This is a genomic window from Cupriavidus sp. HY129 (assembly GCF_059492215.1).
On sequence record NZ_CP083255.1, the window covers coordinates 1,183,374 to 1,207,328 of the forward strand.

Below are 23,955 nucleotides of genomic sequence, written 5' to 3' on the forward strand. Positions count from 1 at the left end.
CTCCCGGTTTGTCAACCGATTTTGAGAGGGGGGCGGCCTCCGCTCGCCCTCAAAAAACGTGATCGAGACGAAAAATGTACACTAAAGAACACTTTCCGACCCGCCGAAGCCATGTGGCTCGCCAGGCGCGGGGCGCCGTAGTAGTTCGCCCCGTCTCCCCCTTGTTGCTCCCCGTCTCCAATGACGCCGCCGCGCGTGCTCCGGCTACCGCGCGACTGCCCGTTGTCGTAGTCGTCGCGCGTTGCCGCTAACGGTTGGCTATTAGGTCGGCGTTTAGCGCCGCCCCGAAAGTCCGCTTCCTATCGCGAACGTCGTGAGGGTGGGACTCGTCTCGCCCTCGTTGTGGAGATTACAAAATGAAGAGCATGAAGCTTGAGGGGGCTTGGATGCGCCCCAACACGGCCAATGCCGTACCGCCGGCCAATGAACCAGCAACTGCTGCTCCAACAGCGGCGCCTCAAGGGTCTGGCATTCAGCAATGCGTAGCCCTCTGCTGGTCGCCACCGCGGCTCATCGACATGCGGGAACAGTATTCGTTGTTCCCGGAGTTGGTGATTCGCAGCTAGGGCCTAGATTGCTCTCGCGGCGTTAGCGCCGCTACTCGAAAACACTCAGAAAACCTCTATCGCGTAGATCGCGAGGGCGAGTCTCGTCTATCGCCCTAAGGAGAAAGGCAAATGCAAATCATGCAACCGCGTGAGGACAACACACGCTTCAGCGCGCCCAGTTGCGCGCAACAAGCTCGCCGAAATGGCATGGCCCACCCGCGTCAAGGAGTCGTCCATGGCTAACGGGAAGAGGTCACGCTTCGACATGACACAGGTGAAGTTCGCTCGATTTCTCGAAGAGGGGCGCGGCCAGAGAGGCGGCGCAGCGTATCGCCCCTGGCTGCAGATCAACGACATCTCTTCGAAAGGCCGTAGCCATCGTACTGCGTCTGACCGCACGGGTTTTCGAACGCATCACTTGCTGTCTGACAACGAGTTCTGCGCCTACCTCGATGCCTGGTGGCGGACTGATGTTCTTGACATCCGTGAGCAGTACCCACTGCTGCCTGTCGAGCTGACAGTCGCCATCGCTGCTCAGCTCGGCGTGCGACACCCTAGGAACCACAAGGAGCAGCTCTACATCCCGCAGACAACCGACCTCGTCCTCGTGACGAAGGCTGGCCTTGAACCCATCGCAATCAAGGAGGACGCCGACTATGCGGTGCCACGGACCCAAGAAAAACTGGCTATCCAAGAGGAATTCTGGCGCCGCCGTGGCTTCGAGATGAAGGTCATGTTGTCTTCACAACTGAAGACTCAACGGTCTCTGAATTTGCTGTGGATCTACCACGCGCGCCGTCGCCCCTTTGACCCGCCTTACATCCCTGGAGACAACCCGCTGTACGACTACCTCGTGAAAGACGTGTCGGACGGCATCAATAGTTCCGTAGACCTGGCAAGGCGCGCCGACGCACATCTGCATTTGGAGCCAGGCGCAGGGCTCGCCGGTATTCGAGAGCTGCTGGCACAGCGTGTGTTGGATACGAACGTCGACCAAGGCGACATCAGCAAGGGCTGCACCCTCTCTATTGGAGATCTTTGGAAATGAATGCAAATCACACCCTACCCGTGCTGGCGCAAGGGCTGCTCTTCAAGCATCGCAATAGCAATGAAGGCAAGCTCTATCGCATCGTGAAAACGGGCGGAGGAGAGCTTTGGACGCAAGTCTGCTCGGTCGAAGACGAACTCTGGCCGAAGGCGCATCTGACGGAAGAGTTGAGTGCTCGATTCCTGCCGGACTACCAAGGCGAAGACGCCCTGGAGTTTGTCAGCGAAGAAGACACCCGCGTATCCGCTCAAGCTAGTGAAGTGGCAAAGACCCGGTACGAGTGGATCTCCGGTCTGTTGAAGCCAGACGTGATCTGCGCGATGTTCTCCCCTGCAGACAGGGGCGCCATCATCAGGGAACATGCGGCGAAGATTGGCAAATCGGTGACGACCATCAAGTCGCTACTCAAGCGATTCTGGGCAAGGGGGATGACCGTACTCGCGCTTGAAGGGGACCGACATAAGTGCGGAGGAAAGGGTAAGAAGCGGACGTGCGACTACAAACCAGGAGCTAGGCGGAAGCATCCCGAGGATGGAGTTGGGACCGCTGTCACCAAAGACAACATCTCCTTTCTTGAAACTGCAGCGAGCTATGTGCTCGGGGCAAAGGGCAAGCGCACGCTCCAAGCGGGGCTCGACTTCATCCGCGCAAGGTTCCGCGAGGAATTGCCGAACGCTGAGCCGTTCACGGTGAGGCAACTCCAGTGGTACATCCACTCGAAGTACCCATACACCGTCAAAAAGCGCAAGCAACACGGGGACAGGGCGTACGAACTTGCATGGCGTTCCTTCAAAGGCAAAGCCGATGTGTATGGGCCGGGTGCGCAGTTCCAGATTGACGCGACCGTCGCGGATGTCTATCTGGTGTCCCACTTCAACCGACTGAGGATTGTCGGCCGGCCCACGATTTACATTGTCTCTGACACGTTTTCGCGATTGGTTGTCGCGGTGCACATCTCGTACGCGCCGCCCAGTCGAGAGGGTGCAGCGCTGGCACTGCAAAGCGTGGCAACCCCCAAGGTCGCCCTTTGCCACGAGTATGGCATCGAGATTAGCGAGGCCGATTGGCCTTCCCATCACCTGCCGCGAGAACTGCTTGCCGACCGCGGCTCGGAGTTCACCAGCATCACGGCCTGGGAGGGAGTCGTGGGAAACCTGTTGATCAACGTTGCCAATACGGCGGCCTTCCGTCCCGACTGGAAGTCCATCGTCGAGTCTCGGTTCAACCTCATCGACGCCATTTGGGGGCCGTTTGTGCCGGGTCATGTCGAGAGAGACTTTAGGATGCGCGGAGGCACCGACTATCGCCTCGATGCTGTGCTCACGATCCGTGAGTTCACTGCGGTGTTCCTGCGCTCGGTGATTGAGTACAACAACCGCCCGCTCCGGACGAAAACGCAGATTCCTGAGATGGTAGCGGCAGGAACCAAACCGACGCCCGTGGAACTCTGGAAGTTCGGTATCGCCAACCGCAGCGGGGAGCTCCGAACTGTACCGCTAGACCAGGTTCGGGCATGCGTGTACCCGCGAGGCCGGGCGTCCGTCTCGCACATGGGAATCTTCTTCGCGACGAGGTTCTACGAATCTCCGCGTGCCATTCAGGAGGAGTGGTTCGACAAGGCGCGAAAAGGAAAGTGGAAGGTGAACGTGGCGTACGACCCCGAGAACCCCGAGCGGCTCTTCATCATTCACGAAGACCGAACCATCGAGCGCGCCACGTTGCGTAAGACTGGCCCTCAGTACGACGACGCGGTCAGCTTGTCTGAGATTCACGCCTTGGTGGAGGACTCGACCCGAAATCTCAATAAGTCCTTCCGCGAATTTGAAGACGTGAAAGCCGAACACCGCAGCAAGTCGGATGCAGTCGTCGCGGCCGCCATGGCGGAACGCAAGGCAGCGATGGAGGCCGCTGGGGTCAAGAACCTCGAAACGGACGGCGTGCGGGATGCAAAGGCTGAGGAGCGCGAACTTCTCGAACGGGTCCGCAGCGGGAAGTTGGGCGATTTGGATTCGTCTGAGAGCGCGACAGTGCCGCTTGAGGACGAGGATGACTTCTGGGCCGGCTTGGACGAAATGTCGATGGAAGCCCTAGAAGATGCCGAACGCCGTGCTCGGTCTGGGCAGTCTGGAGCACAGCGATGAAACGGGACGACTTGACGTACTCGCCCAACGTATTAATGCCACCGCTCTTTCGGGAGTGCGACGGCCCATCAGCCGTTGCCATGAAACCTTAGCGTAACTAACGGCCTGCTGCCACATGTAGGGAGGGGTATCGGCCACGGAACCCCTCTCAACACCCTGGACAGCTTGGAGAACAACGATGAAACGCGAAAATTTCGAACTCCAGCAGCACACTTTCGAAGCTGCACCGAACGTGGTGCCAGCAATCTATCAGCCATCGAGCTTGCCGGACTTCACCGGCAACCCCTTGGTTGAAACACTGCCTCCATACCACGACGGCTCCGACTACCTCATGAATTTGGCGAGCTATCCGCACTATTCGGCGAATGAGCGGTGGCAATCGCAGAGCTACAGGATTCATGCTGTCGGGCGTTTGCGTACGTTCCTGAGGCCCATGCCATGGCATCTGAGCGTCGCTCGGGACATCTTCAGGCACGTATGGGAGGGTTATCGAAGCCGGAATCCACTTGTGAACAGGCAAGAAATTCTGGAAAAGAACTACGGCACTGCGATGGAGACCGGCACGGTTCAACCGTTGCAGGAGCATGTTCCCTCTCATGCCTCCACGTTCGGGCTGTTGGGTGCATCTGGGATCGGAAAATCCACAGTCGTCGATCGCGTATTGAAATGCCTGCCGCAAGTGGTCTTACACCGGCAATATGGCATCGCTCAGCTCGTTTGGCTCAAGGTCGAATGTCCGCCGGATGGGAGCTTGAAGCAATTGATGTGCTGGATTCTCGAGCAGGTTGACGCCGCAATGGGTTCCAACTATCAGAGCTACATCCGTGACAAGAGTCCAGCCGATGACCGAATGGCTCTCGTTGGCCGAGTGCTCGAAAGACACTTCACCGGACTATTGGTAATCGACGAGATTCAGAACGTGCTTACCGATGTGAAGAAACATCATCGCAACATTGATTTTTTCATGACGTTTGCCAACCGGATCCGCGTGCCAACCATGCATGTTGGGCTTCCCAGTGCCCTCAACTTGTACCCAGACAACATGCACTCAAAACGGCGTGCGACCGAATCCGGTATTCGCTTGCTTCCGCCGAAGATGCCGAACAAGGAGTGGAGTGGATACCTGCGCGAACTCTTGGAGTATCAGTGGCTGGAAAATCCTGCGACCAAAGAAGAGTTGGAACCTGTTCTGCGCGAAAAGTCCCAGCGAAACCCTTCGCTGGCTACCAGTCTCTTCATACTGGCTCAGACCATGGCTATCGAAGCCGGTCACGACACGCTCACAGCCGAATTCGTAGGGAAGGTGGCGGACCGCTATTTCACCATCGTCAAGCCGCTGACGAATGCCATCAAGAGCAACAATGTCGAGATGATTGCGATGCACGGTGCCGCGATGAAGGGCATCGAAGATACGGTATCCCGTGCCAATGACATGGCGGCGGATCGAGTGAAGCTCGAGGAGATGGCGAAACACCGTATCACGCATGGAGCCATTGCCAACGCAGCAGCTTCGCTCATCGCCCTTGGAAAAATGCAGGACGAGGTGATGTCCAAGCTGAAGGAACTCACACAGTCGAAGCCCGATTGCGATGCGGCCTGGCTGGTGAAGCGATACCTGGAGTGGGAAGTTGATGCCCCAAAGGTAGCCGGCACCCAAGCTCTTGAGAAGCAGCTTGCAGAGCAAATGCAGCGCGACCAGGAAGAGCTGAAGAATGGAGGGAGGGGATGAACGTCTTCGTGCCGCCCCCATACGAGGATGAGCTCTTCTACAACCAGGTGGTTCGTTACATGGCTGAGTTTCCCGTAGCTGGACAACGATGGTTGATTCAGGAGTTGTTTGGAACGGAGCTGGTGCTGTCGCCACACATGCCTAGGAATCTGAGTGCGTTCGCTGAGCGTACGCAGACGGTGACGAGCCTAAGCAAGGAGGCAATCTTTTGGTCCTACACAATGTACCCGTTCAACTGCGCGTATCTCTCCGAGGAATTGCGTGCCGAGACCGTGGACTATGCGTATTTCGGCACGTCGCGGCGGCGAATGCCGGGAATTTTGTCGTCCATCGCGCCGCCGAAGTTCCTGAGGTGGTGTCCCCGATGTGTTCTTGAAGACAGAAGTCGCGCCGACTGCGGCGAGGCTTATTGGAGGCGAGCGCACCAGTTGCCCGGTGTATGGCAGTGCGACAAGCATCTCGATGACCTCGTGGATTCCACCTTGCCGCGATTTGCAACGGGTCTAAACCACTTGGCGGCAGAAGTTGTCTTGCCGAGGGAGGTCGAAGAATTCCGGCGGGAGAGAGAGGCTTCTCCCGCGGAGGCCACGCTCAGACGACGCATCTTGGCGCTGCTCAATAGCACCGAGTTCGCTCCTTGCGTGGCGAGACCTGATTACAAAGCGGCTGCGTTGCAGGCTGGCTTCAGTGCGCCGGGGAATCTCGTCGATTACCAATCGCTGTACGAGGCGTTTTCCGACTTCTGGGGAGACGTATTGCCGCGAGTGGATGAGCTCCATCGGACCAGAGGGATGGGAATGGGCTGGCTACATGGTCAACTCAATGCAAGAAAGCCCATTGCGCAGCCCGTAACCCGGGAGCTGATTGACATCTTCTTCCAAGAGCTCGGTGTCACAGTCCGCGAGCGGTCGTCGGCTGTCAACCCGGCGAAGCCAGTGTTCTATTGTCCAAGCCCGTATGCGGATCACGGGCAGGGAACATCGGTAAGAAGGGTTACACGTACCAGAAAGCATCCTGAAAGGGTGGCAATCGCGTGCGATTGTGGGCTGGCCGCCCTTGTTCCATTGAGCGCGGCCAACAAGCAGATTGGAATGGGCGAAGTCATCAAAGTGACAAGATATGGCAGCGCCTGGTATCGCGAGTTTGAGAGACTGCGCGGCCAAGGTATGGAGTGGGAGGATGCAGCTGAACGTTTGGGGATTTCGTCCTCTGTTGTGGTCTATTGGCGCAGAGCCCTTAAGCCAAAGGTCAGCTTGTCAGGCCAAGAGAGAGAAGCCTTGCGAAGTGAGTGGCTAGGCATTCTTGCCGAGATTGCGCCACGTCCGCCAGGCTTGGCTAGGGATAACCACACGCCGCTGTACACGCGCCTCCTCCGTGATGACCGATCCTGGCTGGAGAAGACGATGCAGGCATATCGAGAGCAGCACAATCATGCGCTCCGAAGGACGACAAACTGGAAGGCTAGAGACGAAGAGTATCCGGAACGATTGGTCGCTGCGGCTTCCCGTTTGTTGAGGATGCGGCGAGTCCAGACCCTGACCGTAGGTGCCTTGTTTAAGGAGGCAGGGATTCACGAGGGTCCTGTTCGGAGGCACCAGGACCGGTTGCCTTCCACAATTGCAACCTTGGCTCGCCTCACCGATGGCAATCTTGGGCCAGCATTGAGTGCAGCGGCCGCTACGTAGCGTGGCAGCGATGTGGCATTGAGTCGCCCCAATTGGGGCGGCTATTTTGCTTCACGGCGCTCCGTCCGGGCGACTTTGGAGGGGCCGATACAACCGGAAGGCATTTTAATGTCAGGCCCAAAAAGTGACGAACTGTACTTTACGCTCTTGGGTTCGCCGGGGCCTCTAGGCGAATCAAGGACTTAGCCTTCGTAAGTGCAAGAAATTTAATGTCCGAGGTCAGCCGCACTGAGCAGTGCAAACGAAGTCCTTGCTAGCAGACTATGTTCTTACTAGTAAATTAAGCTCTTGCGAAGAGACGAAATCGGCGCACGCGAAGCGACCGTCCTGGCGGTCCAAAAAGGACGCTGGAGAAACGTACGGTGGCGGGGACAGGCTGGATCGTGAGTGTTGCGACCTCATTTATGTCGATGATGAGCGGGCGCAAGTCATCGTCCTCCAAGGCCACGTTTCGGACCGAGTCGAACGAGCCACTCCAGTCAAGAAGTGCAACGCCTTGACCACGTCGATTGGTAGCGATTGTTTCAAACGTGCTGTAAGTGCCGGGCCATTGTGGTTATCCGATAAGCTGATCGAGGAGGACCATAGTCGACCCTGGGCGGGCGTCGAAACTTCCCAAAAGCAGACGTTCTCAGGGCTTACCGGCTCAAGGTAGGGTAGGGCTTCGCCATCGCGCCGCTACGCACACATTTTGCGCGGGTGGTTGGGTGTGAGGGCAAACGGGCGGTCCGGGCGATCCCACCTGCGTCCCCGCCCTCAAGCATCGCCCTTGTTCCGCCGATTTCTCGTGCAATGTACCTCCGCCATGTTGCGTGGCGGGTACTCCGCATCGGCGAGAAGAACAATGGGTAGGTTCGATAATTTGATTCCGAGCTTTGACGGCGAGGGCGACGATAACAGCCGCAATCACGGCGGTACGGCCGCCGGCGGACATCACTCCGCGGGGAATTACGCCGACAACGTCCCGTTTGGCGCCAGGCAGGGGCACGGTTTTGCCGCGGAGCGTGCAAATGACCTCTATGACCGTCTAACGGGCCGAGACGCTCAACTGGCGGGTGGCAACAACGCGAAGGACGGTCCTGATGGGATCGTGGACGGGAGTGTCATCCAGACCCAATACTGCAGATGCATTGAAGAGTGTTTCGACGGTGACCGCTTCCGGTACACCACCGACGGCAAGCCCATGCAGATCGAAGTCGCTTCAGATACATACCCCGAGGCGCTCGTCGAGATGCAGGAGCGGATCCGTAAGGGGCAGGTCCCGGGCGTAAAGAACCCAAAAGAAGCCGAGAACTTGGTTCGCAAGGGGAACTTCACGTACGCCCAAGCGAAGAACATCGCCCGTTTCGGCACCATCGAAAGCCTGACCTATGACGCGGTCAACGGCATATCGGTGGGTCGACCATGGGCGTTACCGCCATCATTACCCTGACCGTCAAGCTGTGGAACGGAGAACATACAAGCGGGATTTCGCCATCAAGCTGTGGTTGCCATTCGTCGAAGAGCAAGTTCGCAAACGCGCGTACGTTGCGCTGCCGTCATCCAAGCAGCTTTCCGATTCGATCGTCCGGATAGCAGGGCAGATCGAACCCGACGAGCCATTTGCAGAGTACGCCAAGGCGGAGACCTTGGATGTGCCGGACGAGATCTATCGAAAGATCACTGGCAAGGGCGGCGAGCCGGCACCAAAGGTGCCTGCGCAAAATGCGATGCCCACTGGCGATGAATTAGGCAACAAGGACGTGCGTGAACTCATTCGCGAGCATTGGGGGGGCGACGTGAACAAACTCGAGGCACCTCGGAACAAGGCTGCCAAGGAGGGCGCGTCCGAGGGTTTCTTCGCGCGGACAAGAGTTCGTGGAGCAAAATTGGCTGGGCAGTGGTCGCGCCTGCTCAAAATTCGCACACTCTGGCAAGGTGACAGCTCCGAAGGAGACTTGGATACGCCCATGTACGGGAGGGGGTAATGCGGTTTGCCACGTCGCTATCTGGAGCAAGGTCTGTCCACAAAGGAGATCGCGCGGCGACTGGACGCGAGTCTGCGCACCCTCCACTAATGGATCGACATAGGGCAACTCGATCGCTCACGGGATAACGAGTCGCTGCGGTACAGATGCCGCCCGTCCGTGCCGCACAAGATCGAAGAGTTTCGCGGCATCATCACGGCGCGCCTGGCTGAATATCCTAGGTTGACCGCGATGCGGCTGGTCGAGGAGATTTGCGCTGCCGGCTACCAGGGCGGCTATTCGCAGGTCAAGGACTTCGTGCGAGGAGTTCGCACAAGTGCCGTCTCCCAGCCAGTCGTGCGTTTCGAGACGCCGCCCGGACGGCAGGCTCAAGTTGATTTCGCCGCATTTCGGCTGCCGTGTGGCAGACGCTATACCTTGTTCGTCCGCTTCACTACGGTCGCTGCCATCTGGCCTATTCGCGTGCGGGGGCGTCGTGCGCCAGAGGCAGCTACCGACTCTTCTGGGACATCAAGCGTCTGAGGTGGATTGTCGGTAGCGCTTCAACACTCAGTCATTCACTCTGGTGTCTCAATGGCCGCCACGTTCCGACATGCCTGGCGCGGCGCTAGCACGGCCGGCTCTGCGCTCGTGTGAGCAGCACGTGCAATCGCGCTAGCGACGTCGTCAATCAAACCGACGTTGGAATCAAGTACACCGCTGACGGCATGACCTACGCCGGTCAAGACCAATTGTTCGACGTGCTCGGCGTGAACCGCGTTGCGAACGAGATCGCCCCCAATGGCTGCTGGTACCACGTCGTCTTCACTAGCCTGAATGACGGTAACGCGGCCAGCGAAGGATTGGATCGCCGAGAAGATCTCGGATCTTCGCCAACTCTCATGGTTGCGCAGAATCTCGGTGAATCTAGGGCCAAAGGCGACATCGAATGCCGCAGGGTCGTACGCGGCGCCGACAATGGTGACAAGTCCCGAAATTCTATGCGACGCTTCCACCGCAAGACGCACCGCAATCTCACCGCTCATGCTCACACCGACAACCACGCGCGGCTCATCGGCGTCAACATAGCCTAACGCGTGGCAAGCTTCCGAGTATCGCTTTGCAAGCGAGCCAGGAGTTCTGGCGCTACTGTCACCGTGTCCCGAAAAATCGATGGCAACGGAGCCAACACCTTGCTTCGCAAGCGCAAGGCGCAAATGCAACCAACGCGCACGACTGCTGCTACCGGCGCCATGAAGGAACAAGCACTGCGTTTTTCCGTTCGCCGAAATACGGTCTGCGGCCAGGGTTTCGGTTCCTGCCTCAATTGCGAAAGTGTCTACTGAATGCATGTGCAGCGCATGAGCCTCTGTCGAGATTGCCGTTCAACGCTACTTCAGTGATCCGCCTTCGTCCCAAAATAGCCATGGCCTGAATGGTACGTTTTTTAGCTCCAGGCGTCAGACTTTGAGCTGAGCGGGGCTTGGTGGCTTTTCGCTCGGCCCCACTCCCATCACACAGTCACTTTGCTGTAGGCATCGCGAACTCAGCCCCACGCGCCGTGTCGTTGGGCCAGCGTTGCATGATGCTCTTCTGACGGGTGTAGAAGCGCACGCCTTCTTCGCCATAGGCATGCATGTCGCCAAACAGCGAGCGCTTCCAGCCGCCGAAGCCATGCCAAGCCATCGGGACAGGAATTGGCACGTTGATTCCCACCATGCCCACTTCGATGCGTCGGGCAAACTCGCGTGCGACTTGACCGTCGCGGGTGTAACAGGCGACACCGTTGCCAAACTCATGGCCGTTGATGAGCTTCACGGCCTGGGCGAAGTCGTCGACACGCACGCAGCCAAGAACCGGGCCGAAGATCTCTTCCTTGTAGATGCGCATCTCGGGAGTGACATTGTCAAACAGTGTCCCGCCCGTAAAGAATCCTTGCTCGTGGCCAGGAACCTTGTAGTTCCGTCCGTCGACGAGAAGCGTGGCGCCCTCTTCAACTCCCAGCGCAATGTAGTTTTCAATGCGTTCGAGTGCTTGGCCCGTGACGACTGGGCCCATTTCCGCGTCGGCCTCCATGCCGTTCTTGATAACGAGTTCGCGTGCTCTGGCTTCGAGCTTTGGCATGATCTTGTCGGCTACGTCGCCCACGAGCACTGCCACGGAGATGGCCATGCAGCGTTCGCCAGCGGAGCCATATGCAGCGCCGATCAATCCATCCACGGCCTGATCAATGTCCGCATCGGGCATCACCACCATGTGGTTCTTCGCACCGCCCAGCGCCTGGATGCGCTTGCCCAGCTTTGCGCCCGTTTCGTAGATATAGTTGGCGATAGGGGTCGAGCCAACGAAGCTCACGGCCTTCACGTCATCGTGGTGCAACAGTGCATCGACAACCGTCTTGTCCCCCTGAATGACGTTGAACACGCCGTCGGGAAGTCCCGCTTCCTTAAGGAGGCGAGCCATGAAGAGCGATGCCGATGGGTCGCGCTCGCTGGGCTTCAGAATGAAGCAATTTCCTGTGGCGATGGCGACCGGGAACATCCAGCACGGCACCATGCATGGGAAGTTGAACGGCGTGATACCCGCGACAACGCCGAGGGGCTGGCGCAGCGTCCAGTTGTCCATGCCCGTCGACACCTGATCAGTGAAGTCGCCCTTCAGCAGTTGAGGCACGCCGCAGGCGAATTCGATGATGTCGATGCCACGGCTGACTTCGCCTGCTGCATCGCTCAGTACCTTGCCGTGCTCGGCTGTGATGATCGCCGCAAGCTCGTCCTTACGTTGGTTCATCAGTTCCAGGAACTTTAGCATCACCCGCGCTCGGCGAATGGGGGGTGTGTCCGCCCACTTGGGAAATGCAGCTACCGCCGAGGCCACAGCGGCGTCGACGTCCTCGGCCGTGCCCAGGCGAACTTGGCGTGCTACTGCGCCAGTGGCGGGATTGAACACCGCCTGAGCGCGCTTGCCATTGCCTTCATACGGCTCGCCGGAAACGTAATGAATCACCTCGGAAGGGTTGGTGTAGGGCGCAGTCATGGGCGTCTCCTGTCAGTACTGGGCGGGGCGGAATTGCCCGTCGCGTTATCGATGGTTGGAGTGTATGGACCGAGTCGCCGCCCGGGTAGTCGCTCGAGAGCGAACTTACTGTTCAGGATTTTGATCTGCTGCCATGCTATAGATGTGAAACACGGTCGACTACATGTGCTGATTAGAGAGGTTCATGATGCGTAAAGAGCAGGTTGAGGAACTTTGGGAGCACCTACATTGGCTCGTCGTACTGCAGCAGCAGGGCAGCTTTAGTAAAGCCGCCGCGCGTCTCGGCGTTAGCAAAGCCTCCATGAGCCAGCACATTACGGATCTCGAGAAGGCGGCAGGTATCGCCCTGGTTCAAAGGACCACGCGTAGCGCTAGTTTGACCGACGCCGGTCGGCAACTGGTGGAGTCCATGCGTGGCGCATTCGAGCAGATTGCAACGGGGTACGCCAATGTCCGTGACCTTGCCGGGGCGCCGCGAGGCTTCCTGCGCGTGACAGCGCCGGTGGCCTTTGCGAGGCAGCAACTTGTGCCGTGTCTGCCTGACTTCTTGCGGAAGTATCCCCAGATTCAGCTAGAGCTGGATATGTCGGATCGCTTGCGGCCGTTGGCTCAAGAAGGCTTCGATATCGCCGTCAGACATACCTCCGCCCCACCGGAAACCCACGTCGCATGGACGTTGGCGGCGACGCGCGCCGTTCTCGTAGCTAACCGAGCATACCTGCGTAGCCGAGGAGCGCCAGAGACGCCGCAAGCGCTAGTCGATCATGCGTGTCTCCACTATCCACGGCGACAAGGAACGACCACTTGGACGTTTGTTTCGTCCGTTGCTGGCTCCGGCGGACGGTACGCTGATCCGGTGACAGTCCCGGTCACGGGGCCGCTAGCGGTGAACAACAGCGAAGCGCTGCGTGATGCTGCGATCGAAGGCTTAGGTATCGCGCTATTGCCGGACTTCAGCGCGCAATCTGCCTTGGAAACTGGCCGTCTTGTCGAGGTCTTGCCGCACTGGCGCTCCACCGGAGCATTTGGCGACTGGCTCTACGCCATCCGGCCTTATTCAGCGCACGCCTCGCGGGTCTCGCAGGTGTTTGTGGACTACTTGCGCGAGACGTTTTCAGAGGGCTTTACGTCCACGCCACCCACACTGATCTGAGATAGTGAGAAACAAGTAATCCATAAGCCATTTTTTGTTCTTTAGTTCAAAAAATATCAAGTAATAAATCATTGATTCAGAAATATCGATTACTTAAACTCATTTCAACTCAACCACAAAAGACTACGGCCGAAAAACGGCCGGGTACGGAGACAAATGCTCGGTTCCGAACTCGTCATTCGAGCGCTCGCGCGCCGCGGTGTCACTACGATCTTCAGCCTGTCTGGCAATCAGATCATGCCGCTGTATGACGCCTGCATCGATGCCAACATCCGCATCGTGCATGTCCGGCATGAAGCCGCAGCGGTGTTCATGGCAGATGCTTGGGCGCAGATGACAGGGGAGATCGGCGTAGCCATGCTCACGGCTGCGCCTGGAATCGCTAACGGCATTGCGCCGCTGTACTCGGCATCCCAAGCGGAAAGCCCGGTCCTGTTGCTCTCGGGCGACTCCCCCGTCTCTGAGGACGGGATGGGATCCTTTCAGGAACTGGACCAGGTCGCGATGACTTCGCCTTTAACCAAGTGGTCGAAGCGAGTAACCGACGCGCGGACCTTGGCTTCCGCGGTCGACACAGCGATCTCCATAGCGATGGCAGACCGCCGTGGCCCGGTTCACCTGGCGCTTCCATTCGATCTGATGACTCGCGAATCCGAGGTAGATGCTTTGCCTCAACAGATTCCGAAAACGCCGCCGGTGGAACCGGGGAGCGCGGCCGTTGAATCGATCGTAAACCTGATTGGTCAGGCACATCGACCGCTGGTCCTTGTGGGACCGTCGCTGTGCCGCGGGGCGAGCAAAGCTTCCCTGCGTCTGAGCAGCAAGGCATTGAGTGCTCCCATTGTGCCGATGGAGAGCCCGCGTGGCCTGCGCGATCCTTCCCTCGGCGCCATCGCCGAGGTAGTCGCGGAGTCGGACCTGATTGTGTTGTTGGGCAAACGCCTTGATTTCACGACTGGATTTGGCCGCGAAAACGTCTTCGGCAAAGCAGCACGGGTCGTCGTCGTCGATGCAGACGTCGAGATGGTACGGCGGGCAGAGCGGCTACTCGGTGACCGCCTGGCTGCCCGTTGCGTAGCGGACGTTTCCGCGACGCTGAATGCTCTGACGTCCGCAACTCATACTCCCCGCGGCGACCGGGGGGCATGGATGGAGCGTGTAGCGGCGACGAGCCTTGAGCGTGGCGCCCCGGCTTCCCCAACCACCTCCGGCATCCATCCTCGCGCACTTTGCAAGATGGTAGACGCCTTTCTGCGCAATGCCCAATCGCCCGTTCTTGTTTGCGACGGCGGTGAATTCGGTCAATGGGCGCAGGCGTACTGCAACGCTCCGACGCGGATCATCAATGGCATGTCAGGTGCCATCGGCGGTGGCATCTGCTATGCCATCGCGGCAAAGATCGCCCGGCCTGAGTCAACGGTGGTGTTGCTGATGGGTGACGGCACAGCCGGCTTCCATCTTTCTGAATTTGATACGGCCGTACGCGAACAGGCTGCAGTTGTGGCCGTAGTGGGTAACGATTTGCGCTGGAACGCCGAACACGTGATTCAACAACGCACCTATGGCGAGGATCGCCTGCTTGGCTGCTCTTTGAGCGCAACCGCTCGTTATGACGCTGCAGTGGCTGCCCTTGGCGGATTCGGGGCCTTGGTGGAGCGCCTCGACGAACTGGCCCCCGCCCTCGAAGCCGCCATCGACAGCCAGCAGCCCGCTTGCATCAACGTTCAGATGGAAGGACATCCAGCGCCGGTCTTTGCACGCAACCAGGTTGGCGCGTCAGCGCATTGAATGAAACGGGAGAAAGTGATGGAGGCGACAAAGGCCGCGCAACGCACGCTTACGGTACGCATTGCCCGCGGCACAGAGGAAGGAAACTTTGAGACGTATGAGGTGCCATGGCGCGAGAACCAGACCGTGCTTGATGTGGTGACCGAGGTGCAACGTCGCATTGATTCAACGTTGTCCTACCGCTTCGCATGCCGCGTAGGTGTGTGCGGGTCCTGCGCGATGACGGTGAACGGCAAGCCGCGCTGGACATGCCGAACCCACGTCAGTCGGGTCGAAGAGGATGGCGTGATTGTCATCGAGCCGTTGCGTAACATGCCGCGCATCAAGGACCTGGTGGTCGACATGTCGGAGTTCTTCGACAAATGGAAGAAGGCCGGTAGCACCTTTGTCGGCACCGCCACCCGTAACGACCCGCCTGCTGCGGTGTCTCCGCAAAGCAAGAAGCGAAAGATGGCGGATGCCGCTATCGAGTGCATCAACTGCGGCGTCTGCTATGCCTCCTGCGACGTGGTCGCGTGGGACAAGGAATACCTGGGGCCGGCGGCGCTGAATCGCGCGTGGACGCTTTTCAACGACGAACGTCACGCAGACCCGAAGGATGTGCTGAAGAAGGCAACCTCTGGTAGCGGATGCAATTCCTGCCACACGCAGGGAAACTGCATGACCCACTGCCCCGTCAGCCTGAGTCCGACTGGCAGCATTGCGGGTCTGAAGAAGAATGCACTGCTGCAGTTCCTGAAGGGAGGTGGCTGATCATGGAGCAGCGTCTCTTCGCCCTCCAGCGCCTAAGCGCGATGGTCATGGCGCCGTTCGTGCTCGTGCACCTTGGCGTGATTCTGTATGCGGTGCGCGGTGGACTGACCGCAGCAGAAATTCTCTCCCGCACACAGGGCAGCCTCCTCTGGATCCCGTTCTACTCGCTGTTCGTGGTGAGCGTGGCAGTCCATGTGCCAATCGGGCTGCGCAATATCCTGATCGAGTGGGCAAGGGTTGGCCGCAGTGCTGCATCGGTCTTCTGTTTTTTGTTTGGGCTGTTGCTGCTGTCGATGGGTCTGCGCGCCGTGGCAGCCGTGGGAGGGCTGCTGTCATGAAGTCTCCGAGAAATCACCGTGCATATTGGGCGTTTCTTGGGCACCGGCTGTCGGGTCTTGCGCTTGGCATCTTCCTGCCCGCTCACTTCTATGTCCTGGGTCTCGCACTTGACCAGCGGGACCGTATGGACGCCTTCCTGAAGTTTGCCGATATGGGCGCCGTCAAGTTTGGCGAATGGGGTCTGGTATTGCTCTTGTCCATTCACATGTGCTTTGGCCTACGACTGTTGGCGCTGGAGCTTCTCCCATGGAGTACCACGCGTGATGCGCGCTTGTCGTGGATCAGTTGGGGAGGTGCGCTTTCGCTCTTCATCGGCGCCATCTTTGCTCTGGGGGTAATCTGAAATGCAAATCGATAATCACAAGACAGACATCCTGATCCTGGGCACGGGTGGGGCAGGATTGTTTGCAGCCTTGCATGCCAAGAAGGCTAATCCCGCGCTCAAGGTATCCGTGGCTGTCAAGGGCCTGCTGGGAAAGTGCGGCTGCACGCGGATGGTCCAGGGCGGCTACAACGTGGCGCTGTCCACTGGCGATTCGATCGAGCGACATTTCATGGACACGATTGAGGGCGGCAAGTGGCTACCGCGTCAGGACCTAGCTTGGCGCCTCGTCGAAGGTGCAATCGAGCGCGTGCGTGAACTTGAGAATGAGATTGGATGCTTCTTCGATCGCAACCCGGACGGAACGCTGCATCAGAAAGCATTCGCAGGTCAGAGCTTCGATCGTACGGTTCACAAAGCTGACCTGACTGGCATTGAGATCATCAACCGCCTGATGGAGCAGGTGCGGGCGCTCGATGTGGAGGAGTTGGAGGAGCATCGGGCCATCGAGCTGATTCCGGCGGCGGATGGCTCGGGTATCTCCGGCGTGCTGTTCATCGATATGCGCCGCGGTACCTATCGATTTGTCCAGGCCAAGGCCGTTCTGCTGGCGACGGGTGCGGGCCCGACGATGTATCGTTACCACACGCCTTCCGGCGACAAGACCTGTGATGGCCTGGCGATGGCCATGCGCTACGGCCTGAGTCTCCGGGATATGGAGATGGTCCAGTTCCATCCGACGGGTTTGTTGGGCGGTCCCGATACCCGCATGACGGGTACGGTGCTTGAGGAAGGACTGCGAGGCGCCGGCGGTTGGTTAATCAATGGCAACGGTGACCGCTTCATGACCAACTATGACCCTCGTGGAGAGCGCGCGACGCGGGACGTGGTCAGCCGTGGCATCTACTCCGAAATGCGCGCCGGTCGGACTGGACCAATGGGGGGCGTCTATATCCAGATGAGCCATCTTGGGCCGGAGAAGGTCGCAAAGACCTTCCCAGGGATGGTTAACCGATGCAAGGATTGCGGCTTCGACCTCGCTGGCGGACGCGTGGAGGTCGTGCCAACCGCCCACTATCTGATGGGTGGCGTGGAGTTCGATGTCGATTGCAGTACTGCGTCTCCGGGCCTGTTTGCGGCCGGGGAAGATTGCGGTGGCGTGCATGGCGCCAATCGGCTGGGCGGAAACGGCGTGGCAAATTCGACCGTATTTGGCGGCATTGCGGGTGATTCCATGGCGGCGTATGTATCGAAGGTGCAGCACTGGAAGGAACCGGACAAGCGGGTCATCCTGAGCGGCGTCGAGCGCGCCGAGTATCCCTTCTCGAAGACGCCGGGCGCGATACACGAACTGCGCGATGTACTGGCGCAAACGATGTGGGATGACGTTGGCGTGCTGCGCAATGAGCAGGCGATGCGCCGAGGACTTTCTTCCATCGCTGGCCACCGCGAGGCCCTGCTAGCCATGGGCGTTCTGGATGGTGACCGGCGCTACAACGTCACCTGGCACGACTGGCTCAATCTGCAAAGCCTGGTGGACATGTCTCGGGTGATTACCGTATCTGCGCTCGCTCGCGAGAACAGCCGGGGAGCCCACGCGCGCGAAGATTTTCCGGAGCCCGGCGATCTGCACAGCAGTTGCTACACCCGCGTGACGGCAGATGGCGATGACATTCGCCTGGAAATGGTTCCGGTGAAGTTCAACATCGTTACGCCAGGCAAATCACTGATAACCGGTGAGGCCGGTCAACCCCCAAAAGTTGCAGCATAAGGACCGCTACGATGACCATCTCTATCGATCGGGTCGAGGAAGCCGCGCTCGAAATCATGAAACGCGCCGCGATCGAGATCCCCAAGGACTACAAGGAAGGCATCCAGGCATTGCAGAAAACGGAGACTGGCAAGCTGCCGCGATTCGTGATCCACGCAATGCAGGACAACTGGGACGCCGCCGACCAGGACCGCCGTCCAATGTGCGCCGATACTGGATTGCCTCGCTACTACGTGAAGGTGGGAAACAACGCGGCGGTGCAGCGCGGTTTCGTTGCAGTCGAGCGCGCTTTACGCAAGGCAACGGCAGACGCCACGCTGGCGGTTCCGCTGCGCCCCAATCGCGTGCACCCCCTCTGGCGCACTGATAACAACAACAACGTTGGCATCAATGCACCCGAGATCGAGTGGTCATTCGAACCCGACGCCGATTGGGTAGACATCACTACCGTCCACAAGGGCGGACTGTTCGGCACCGATTACCGGATGTTGTTTCCCGGGGACGGCATTGACGGGATCAGGCGGTTCGTGCTCGACACCCTGATTGCATTCGGCAAGCGTGGCCTGGCCTGCCAGCCAGCGATTGTTGGCATCGGCCTGGGCGGCTCCAAGGATACGTGCATGCAGCTTGGCAAGCAGGCGGCTTGCCTCCGTGTCGTGGGTGACCGCAATCCCGACCCGAAGATTGCCGAGCTGGAACTTGAACTCATGAAGCTCGGTAATTCGATCGGCATGGGTGCGATGGGCTTCGTGGGCTCGTCAATGGTGGTCGACTGTCATATCGAAGTAGGCCACACCCATACGGGAGGGATGCCCATCAGTCTCCATACGTTCTGTCTGTCTTCGCGACGTGCCACGGCTCGTATCCATGCAGACGGCAATATCGAATATCGCACGGACCCTCAGTGGTTCACCCCTTATCTGCGCAGGGAGACGGTCGAATGGTAAGCCCTCAAGATGATGAACTGAAAGTCTTCCACATCAACCTGCCCGCGACAACGGAAGACATCGCCAAACTCGAACTCGGATCCGCCGTCTACTTGACGGGGGTAATTTATACGGCCCGGGAAGGCGTCTACAAAAAGGTGCTCGACGAAGGCCTGGAACCCCCGGTTGATTTGCGTGGGCTCAGCAATGTCAATTTTCATTGCTCACCAGCCGCCGCGCCCAATGAGGACGGGAGCTATAACGTTGGCGCCGTCACTGCCACTGCGAGCTTTCGCTTTTCCAAGTGGATACCGAAGTGGATGGAAAAGACGGCGTGTCGCATCTTCATCGGTAAGGGTGGCATGCCGGCTGACGACTACAAGCGGGTGCTCGCGCCTGGCGGGGCCATCTACCTCACGACCGTTGGCTATGGAACCGGGGCGCTGCTCGGCCGTGGCATCAAGCAGGTGAAGGACGTTTTCTGGCTCGACGAACTAGGCATCGCGCAGGCGATGTGGATGTTCGAGGTGGAGAACTTCGGTCCGTTCATTGTTGAGAGTGACCTGGAGGGCAACTCGCTGTTCGCGCAGCACGCCGAAGTCATCAACGCTGGGATCGAAAAGCTCTACGCTGGTCTCAAGCCACCGGCATTACACCGATACGGCGAAACGGATGACCGCAAGAACGAGGTGATGTAAGGACATTCTTGAACAGAGCTAGAGCCAGGAACACGACATGATCATTGATTTCAGACTCCGCCCTCCGGTTGGTGGCTTCCTCGATACGCTGATGTATGCGGCGGGTGAGCGCCGTGATGGCTTTACCCGCACTGTTGGCTTCGAGCCGTCGCCAGCCGCTCAACAGCAGTCTATGGAACTGCTGCTCAAGGAAATGGATGAGGCCAGTGTGGACAAGGGCGTCGTGGTTGGGCGTCTCGCCGGCACACTGGGCAGTGTTTCGAACGAGGATGTCGCGCGAATCGTGCGTGACTATCCGCAACGATTCATTGGTGCCGCGTCCATCGACCCGACGAACCGGGTGACCGCGTGCAAAACGATCTCCGACGCGGTCGCTAGCGGGTTCAAGGCCATCAATATCGAGCCGGGCTCTTACCCCATCCCGATGTATGCCGATGACAGGCGTCTGTACCCGATTTACGCTCATTGCGAAGATCTGGGCGTACCCGTGATCATGATGGTGGGGGGAACTGCTGGTCCGGACCTGAGCTACTCGGATCCCGTCAAAACCGACCGCGTTCTGACCGACTTTCCCAGGCTGAGCGTGGTCGTTGTGCATGGCGGGTGGCCATGGGTGACGGAAATCCTGCATATCGCATTCCGTCGGCCGAACATGTATCTGTCGCCGGACATGTACTTCTCGCGCATGCCAGGATGGGAGGAATACGTGAAAGCTGCGGACTCGTTCCTGGCCGACCGCATGCTGTACGCAAGTTCCTTTCCGTTTTGCCCGGTACGGGATTACAAGCAATGGTTCGAGACGTTGCCGATTCGTCGCGAGAACATGGAAAAGGTGATGGGCGGGAACGCCCGTCGTCTGCTGGGGATCTAGCCCGTGTGCGCAACGTCCATGCGGCAGAATGACGGCGCAACGCGCTAGCGGATTGAATCACATATCAATTTGTCAGACATGGACGTCAAAACCCTTTACACCCTGGTAGCCATTGCCGACCGAGGCAGCTTCGCCGAGGCGGGCAACGCCATCGGGCTCACGATCTCTGCTGTCAGTATGCAGATGCGTTCTCTTGAGGAAGAGCTGGGCATCACGATCTTCGATCGCAGTCGCAGACCGCCAGTATTGACGGACGCTGGGCTTGCGTTCACGAGTCGCGCGCGTGACCTCCTGACCCATTGGGAGAGCATGAGCGCGGCTCTCAAACGCGAAGCGGCCGGAGGTGTGCTTAAGCTCGGCTCCGTACATACCTGCGTTTCGGGCGTCTTACCGCTTGCATTGAAGCGGTTGCATCAGCAGGGGCACCGAATCGACATCCACCTCACCACGGGTCTGACCCATGATCTGGAGCGGGCGGTATATCGACGGCAACTGGACGTGGCTGTCGTTACCGAACCAGAGGTTCCGCGCCTGGACCTGCAGTTCATGCCTTTCTTTAACGAAGAGTTCGTGGTGATCACACATGCCACGACCAGAGGGGACTCGGACAAGGGGATTCTGGAGACAACGCCCTATGTCAGATTCAATCGCACCGCTCGCGTCGGACTTCTTGTCCAGGAGGAAATGGTGCGACGCCAGATTGCGGTACGGTCGACGATGGAGATCGATACGCTTGAAGGAGTGATCGCCATGGTGGCCAACGGTCTGGGCTCGTCAGTCGTGCCGGCTCGAGGTGTCGAGAACGAGTTCCCGGCATCTATCCGTACCATCCCGTTCGGCTCGCCTCCGTTGATGCGTCGCCTTGGTATCCTGGTCCCTCGCGATAATCCTCGTGCACATCTTTCGCACTTGCTTTTGGAAGCGCTGGCCGATGTGACCAAGCCGAGCATTACGCCGGACGACGGGCGACCGAAATTGGTACAGAAGAGCTAATCATGGCGACGTTCCGATTCTCCCTCCGGCAGTTGGAACTGTTCTCGATAGTGGCGAGGACGGGATCAACTTCTGCCGCGGGAGAAGAGGCAGTGCTATCGCAGTCGGCCGTGAGCGCGGCCGTCAATGAATTGGAGCAGACGCTAGGGGTGACCCTATTCGATCGCGTCTCGAAGCGACTCGTACTCAATGATGCGGGGCGCGCACTCCAGGAACGGGCAACCCGACTCATATGGGACGCGCGTGCAATTGAACGGGATTTTTCTGGCGGGCATCCGCCCTGTCATCTGAGGGTCGCAGCGAGCACGACCATTGGCAATTACCTTATTCCGAGGATTCTGGCGTACTACCACGCCAGTTATCCGGAGTGTCGGGTGGACACGCAGATCGGAAATTCGCACGAAGTCATCCGGTTGGTTTCCGAAGCACGCGCCGATGTGGGAATCATTGAGGGGCCAAGTCCAGCGGCGGACTTGGTCAGCCATAAATGGAGCGACGACGAATTGATTATCGTTGCATCGCCTCACGACAGGCTCGCTGTGACACAAACAGAATCCGGTCAACCGGTTTCCCGTGAGCAGCTTCAGGGGGCAAACTGGCTTTTTCGGGAAGAAGGGTCGGGGACTCGCGATGCGGTGATGAGTGCCTTGTTTTCTTACCTTGGGCCGCTCACTCCTCAGACCGTATTGGGAAGTTCCGAGGCGATCAAGTATGCGGTGGAGCTTGGCCTGGGCATCAGTTGTTTGTCGCGGATTCTGGTGCAGGGCATGTTGGACAAGGGGGCCATAATTGAATTGCGCACTGACTTTCCTCGGCTGATACGACCGCTATCCATCGTGTCGCATCCGGCGCGGCCGCCTTCGGTTGCCATGTCTGAGTTTCTGAATCTGTTTCGAACGGGATAGCGAAAATCAAGTAATCACAATTATCAAATCACATCCAGAAGGATGTGGGTGGGATTATTTTGTCATAAAAAAGATAAGAACTTTAATTGCTATATATAAGTTCCATATCTCGTTTCCGTTTTATTGAATTTGTAATTAGGATTAAAAAATAAAGCAACGCACACGATAGTCGTCAAATCATGGCGACGCCACAAAGGAGACAACGATGAACTCACGAGACACAGGCAATGCCATTGGCAGTTGGCTAGCGGGAGGGCGGCGGTGGTTGCGTCGCATACGCCAGAATCCCATCGTTAAGGAGCTGTGCCAGGACGCGGATGCCCCGCGGTACAAGACATCGACTGCCGTGGCCATGTTTGCGTTTGCCATTGCGCCTTTGGCGATGGTGCCTGCTCACGCGGAGGAGTGGCCGAACAAGCCGATCCGACTCGTTGTTCCGTTTGCGTCGGGTGGAGCAACGGACCTTCTGGCTCGTGCAGTTGCTGTTGAGCTGGGCAAACAGTGGAAACAGACAGTTGTCGTGGATAACCGACCGGGCGCCGGCGGCGCGGTGGGGGCGGAAGCGGTTGCCAAATCTGCACCAGATGGCTACACGCTCTTGCTCGCGTCGGGAAGCATGTTCACGGTCAATCCGTTCATTTATCAGAGGCTCCCGTACTCAGCCGAGAGTTTCGAGATGATCAGCAAGATTGCCAGTGGGCCGATGGTGCTGACGGTGAACACCAAGGTACCGGTGAAAACGATGGCTGAGTTTATCAGCTACGCCAAGGCCCACCCTGGCAAGCTGACCTTCGCGTCGGCGGGTAATGGCAGCCAGGTGCACATTGCTAACGAGGCCTTTGCCGAGGCCGCAGGAATCGAAGTGGTGCACGTGCCGTACAAGGGCGAAGGTCCGGCGTACTCAGACCTCATGGCGGGAACGGTTGACATGACCGTGGGCAACATCAATGCCATCTCACCGCTGCTAAAGGGCAACCGTCTTCGCGCGCTGGCGGTGACTGGCAAGGAACGATCCCCATTGCTGCCCGACGTACCGACCACTGCTGAGGCGGGTCTGCCGGGATTTACGTTTTATGGATGGTTCGCACTGATGGCTCCGGCGGGTACGCCTAAGGAGCTCATCACGAGGATGTACGCCGATCTGGAGAAGGCCACCGCAGGGCCAAGTATGCAGCAGTATCTCCCTGCGCAAGGCATGACCAGGACACTGACGCCAAAGGGTCAGCTTCCCCAGGAAATCGCACAAGAATCGGGCCGGTGGAAGCAATTGGTCGCCAAGCGAAAGATCTCCGCCAACTAAACG

General features: G+C 58.6%; 21 protein-coding genes. 19 read left to right on the forward strand and 2 right to left on the reverse strand.

Annotated features, from left to right (window positions below):
* Positions 1–783 precede the first annotated feature (783 nt).
* The 7 genes from K6G35_RS21615 (at position 784) to K6G35_RS21645 (ending at position 9,640) form a co-directional block, all read left to right on the forward strand.
* Positions 784–1,596 (forward strand): TnsA endonuclease N-terminal domain-containing protein, encoded by an 813-nt coding sequence (locus K6G35_RS21615; RefSeq protein WP_495677067.1) that lies wholly within the window; start codon positions 784–786, stop codon positions 1,594–1,596.
* Positions 1,593–3,737, forward strand: a complete 2,145-nt coding sequence (locus tag K6G35_RS21620) for a TnsB C-terminal domain-containing protein (RefSeq protein ID WP_495677068.1) — start codon at positions 1,593–1,595, stop codon at positions 3,735–3,737. The genes K6G35_RS21615 and K6G35_RS21620 overlap by 4 nt, the downstream gene beginning before the upstream one ends.
* 178 nt (positions 3,738–3,915) lie before the next feature.
* Positions 3,916–5,466 (forward strand): ATP-binding protein, encoded by a 1,551-nt coding sequence (locus K6G35_RS21625; protein WP_495677069.1) that lies wholly within the window; start codon positions 3,916–3,918, stop codon positions 5,464–5,466.
* Complete coding sequence (locus K6G35_RS21630; RefSeq protein ID WP_495677070.1) at positions 5,463–7,151, forward strand: TnsD family Tn7-like transposition protein; 1,689 nt, start codon at positions 5,463–5,465, stop codon at positions 7,149–7,151. The genes K6G35_RS21625 and K6G35_RS21630 overlap by 4 nt, the downstream gene beginning before the upstream one ends.
* A gap of 844 nt (positions 7,152–7,995) precedes the next feature.
* Complete coding sequence (locus tag K6G35_RS21635) at positions 7,996–8,583, forward strand: YeeR family protein (protein ID WP_495677071.1); 588 nt, start codon at positions 7,996–7,998, stop codon at positions 8,581–8,583.
* A 10-nt stretch (positions 8,584–8,593) separates the two neighbouring features.
* On the forward strand, positions 8,594–9,118 hold the full coding sequence (locus K6G35_RS21640) for a hypothetical protein (RefSeq protein WP_008651399.1): 525 nt from the start codon (positions 8,594–8,596) through the stop codon (positions 9,116–9,118).
* 159 nt (positions 9,119–9,277) lie between these two features.
* The gene (locus K6G35_RS21645) at positions 9,278–9,640 is read left to right on the forward strand and encodes a hypothetical protein (protein ID WP_186426087.1); all 363 of its coding nucleotides are present in this window, start codon (positions 9,278–9,280) and stop codon (positions 9,638–9,640) included.
* A 35-nt stretch (positions 9,641–9,675) separates the two neighbouring features.
* Here the strand turns inward: K6G35_RS21645 and K6G35_RS21650 are convergent, their stop codons facing one another.
* Positions 9,676–10,449 (reverse strand): alpha/beta fold hydrolase, encoded by a 774-nt coding sequence (locus K6G35_RS21650; RefSeq protein ID WP_080709878.1) that lies wholly within the window; start codon positions 10,447–10,449, stop codon positions 9,676–9,678.
* Between the two features lie 169 nt (positions 10,450–10,618).
* Entirely contained in the window at positions 10,619–12,133 is a 1,515-nt protein-coding gene (locus tag K6G35_RS21655) for a CoA-acylating methylmalonate-semialdehyde dehydrogenase (protein WP_008651402.1), read from the reverse strand.
* 187 nt (positions 12,134–12,320) lie between these two features.
* Here K6G35_RS21655 and K6G35_RS21660 point away from each other — a divergent pair, with 187 nt between their 5' ends.
* The 12 genes from K6G35_RS21660 to K6G35_RS21715 all read left to right on the forward strand — a co-directional run bounded on the left by K6G35_RS21660 (position 12,321) and on the right by K6G35_RS21715 (position 23,952).
* Complete coding sequence (locus K6G35_RS21660) at positions 12,321–13,286, forward strand: LysR family transcriptional regulator (protein ID WP_035884529.1); 966 nt, start codon at positions 12,321–12,323, stop codon at positions 13,284–13,286.
* A 156-nt stretch (positions 13,287–13,442) separates the two neighbouring features.
* Positions 13,443–15,074 carry a thiamine pyrophosphate-binding protein gene (locus K6G35_RS21665; RefSeq protein WP_495677072.1) on the forward strand — a complete coding sequence of 544 codons (1,632 nt, stop codon included), beginning with the start codon at positions 13,443–13,445 and terminating at the stop codon, positions 15,072–15,074.
* An 18-nt stretch (positions 15,075–15,092) separates the two neighbouring features.
* Positions 15,093–15,827 (forward strand): succinate dehydrogenase/fumarate reductase iron-sulfur subunit, encoded by a 735-nt coding sequence (locus K6G35_RS21670; protein ID WP_035884452.1) that lies wholly within the window; start codon positions 15,093–15,095, stop codon positions 15,825–15,827.
* 2 nt (positions 15,828–15,829) lie between these two features.
* On the forward strand, positions 15,830–16,165 hold the full coding sequence (locus K6G35_RS21675; RefSeq protein WP_008651409.1) for a hypothetical protein: 336 nt from the start codon (positions 15,830–15,832) through the stop codon (positions 16,163–16,165).
* Positions 16,162–16,509: a succinate dehydrogenase/fumarate reductase transmembrane subunit gene (locus K6G35_RS21680; RefSeq protein ID WP_008651411.1), complete on the forward strand. Its 348-nt coding sequence runs from the start codon at positions 16,162–16,164 to the stop codon at positions 16,507–16,509. The genes K6G35_RS21675 and K6G35_RS21680 overlap by 4 nt, the downstream gene beginning before the upstream one ends.
* Position 16,510: 1 nt before the next feature.
* Positions 16,511–18,259, forward strand: coding sequence for an L-aspartate oxidase (locus tag K6G35_RS21685; RefSeq protein ID WP_286880409.1), 1,749 nt, complete (start codon positions 16,511–16,513; stop codon positions 18,257–18,259).
* A gap of 11 nt (positions 18,260–18,270) precedes the next feature.
* Complete coding sequence (locus K6G35_RS21690; RefSeq protein ID WP_008651414.1) at positions 18,271–19,206, forward strand: fumarate hydratase; 936 nt, start codon at positions 18,271–18,273, stop codon at positions 19,204–19,206.
* Positions 19,200–19,883: a fumarate hydratase C-terminal domain-containing protein gene (locus tag K6G35_RS21695; protein ID WP_008651415.1), complete on the forward strand. Its 684-nt coding sequence runs from the start codon at positions 19,200–19,202 to the stop codon at positions 19,881–19,883. Before K6G35_RS21690 ends, K6G35_RS21695 begins: the two co-directional genes overlap by 7 nt.
* 37 nt (positions 19,884–19,920) lie before the next feature.
* On the forward strand, positions 19,921–20,754 hold the full coding sequence (locus K6G35_RS21700; RefSeq protein WP_495677073.1) for an amidohydrolase family protein: 834 nt from the start codon (positions 19,921–19,923) through the stop codon (positions 20,752–20,754).
* A 78-nt stretch (positions 20,755–20,832) separates the two neighbouring features.
* On the forward strand, positions 20,833–21,747 hold the full coding sequence (locus K6G35_RS21705; RefSeq protein WP_008651417.1) for a LysR family transcriptional regulator: 915 nt from the start codon (positions 20,833–20,835) through the stop codon (positions 21,745–21,747).
* A gap of 2 nt (positions 21,748–21,749) precedes the next feature.
* Positions 21,750–22,652 (forward strand): LysR family transcriptional regulator, encoded by a 903-nt coding sequence (locus tag K6G35_RS21710; protein WP_495677074.1) that lies wholly within the window; start codon positions 21,750–21,752, stop codon positions 22,650–22,652.
* 205 nt (positions 22,653–22,857) lie between these two features.
* Positions 22,858–23,952 (forward strand): Bug family tripartite tricarboxylate transporter substrate binding protein, encoded by a 1,095-nt coding sequence (locus tag K6G35_RS21715; RefSeq protein WP_495677075.1) that lies wholly within the window; start codon positions 22,858–22,860, stop codon positions 23,950–23,952.
* Positions 23,953–23,955 lie beyond the last annotated feature (3 nt).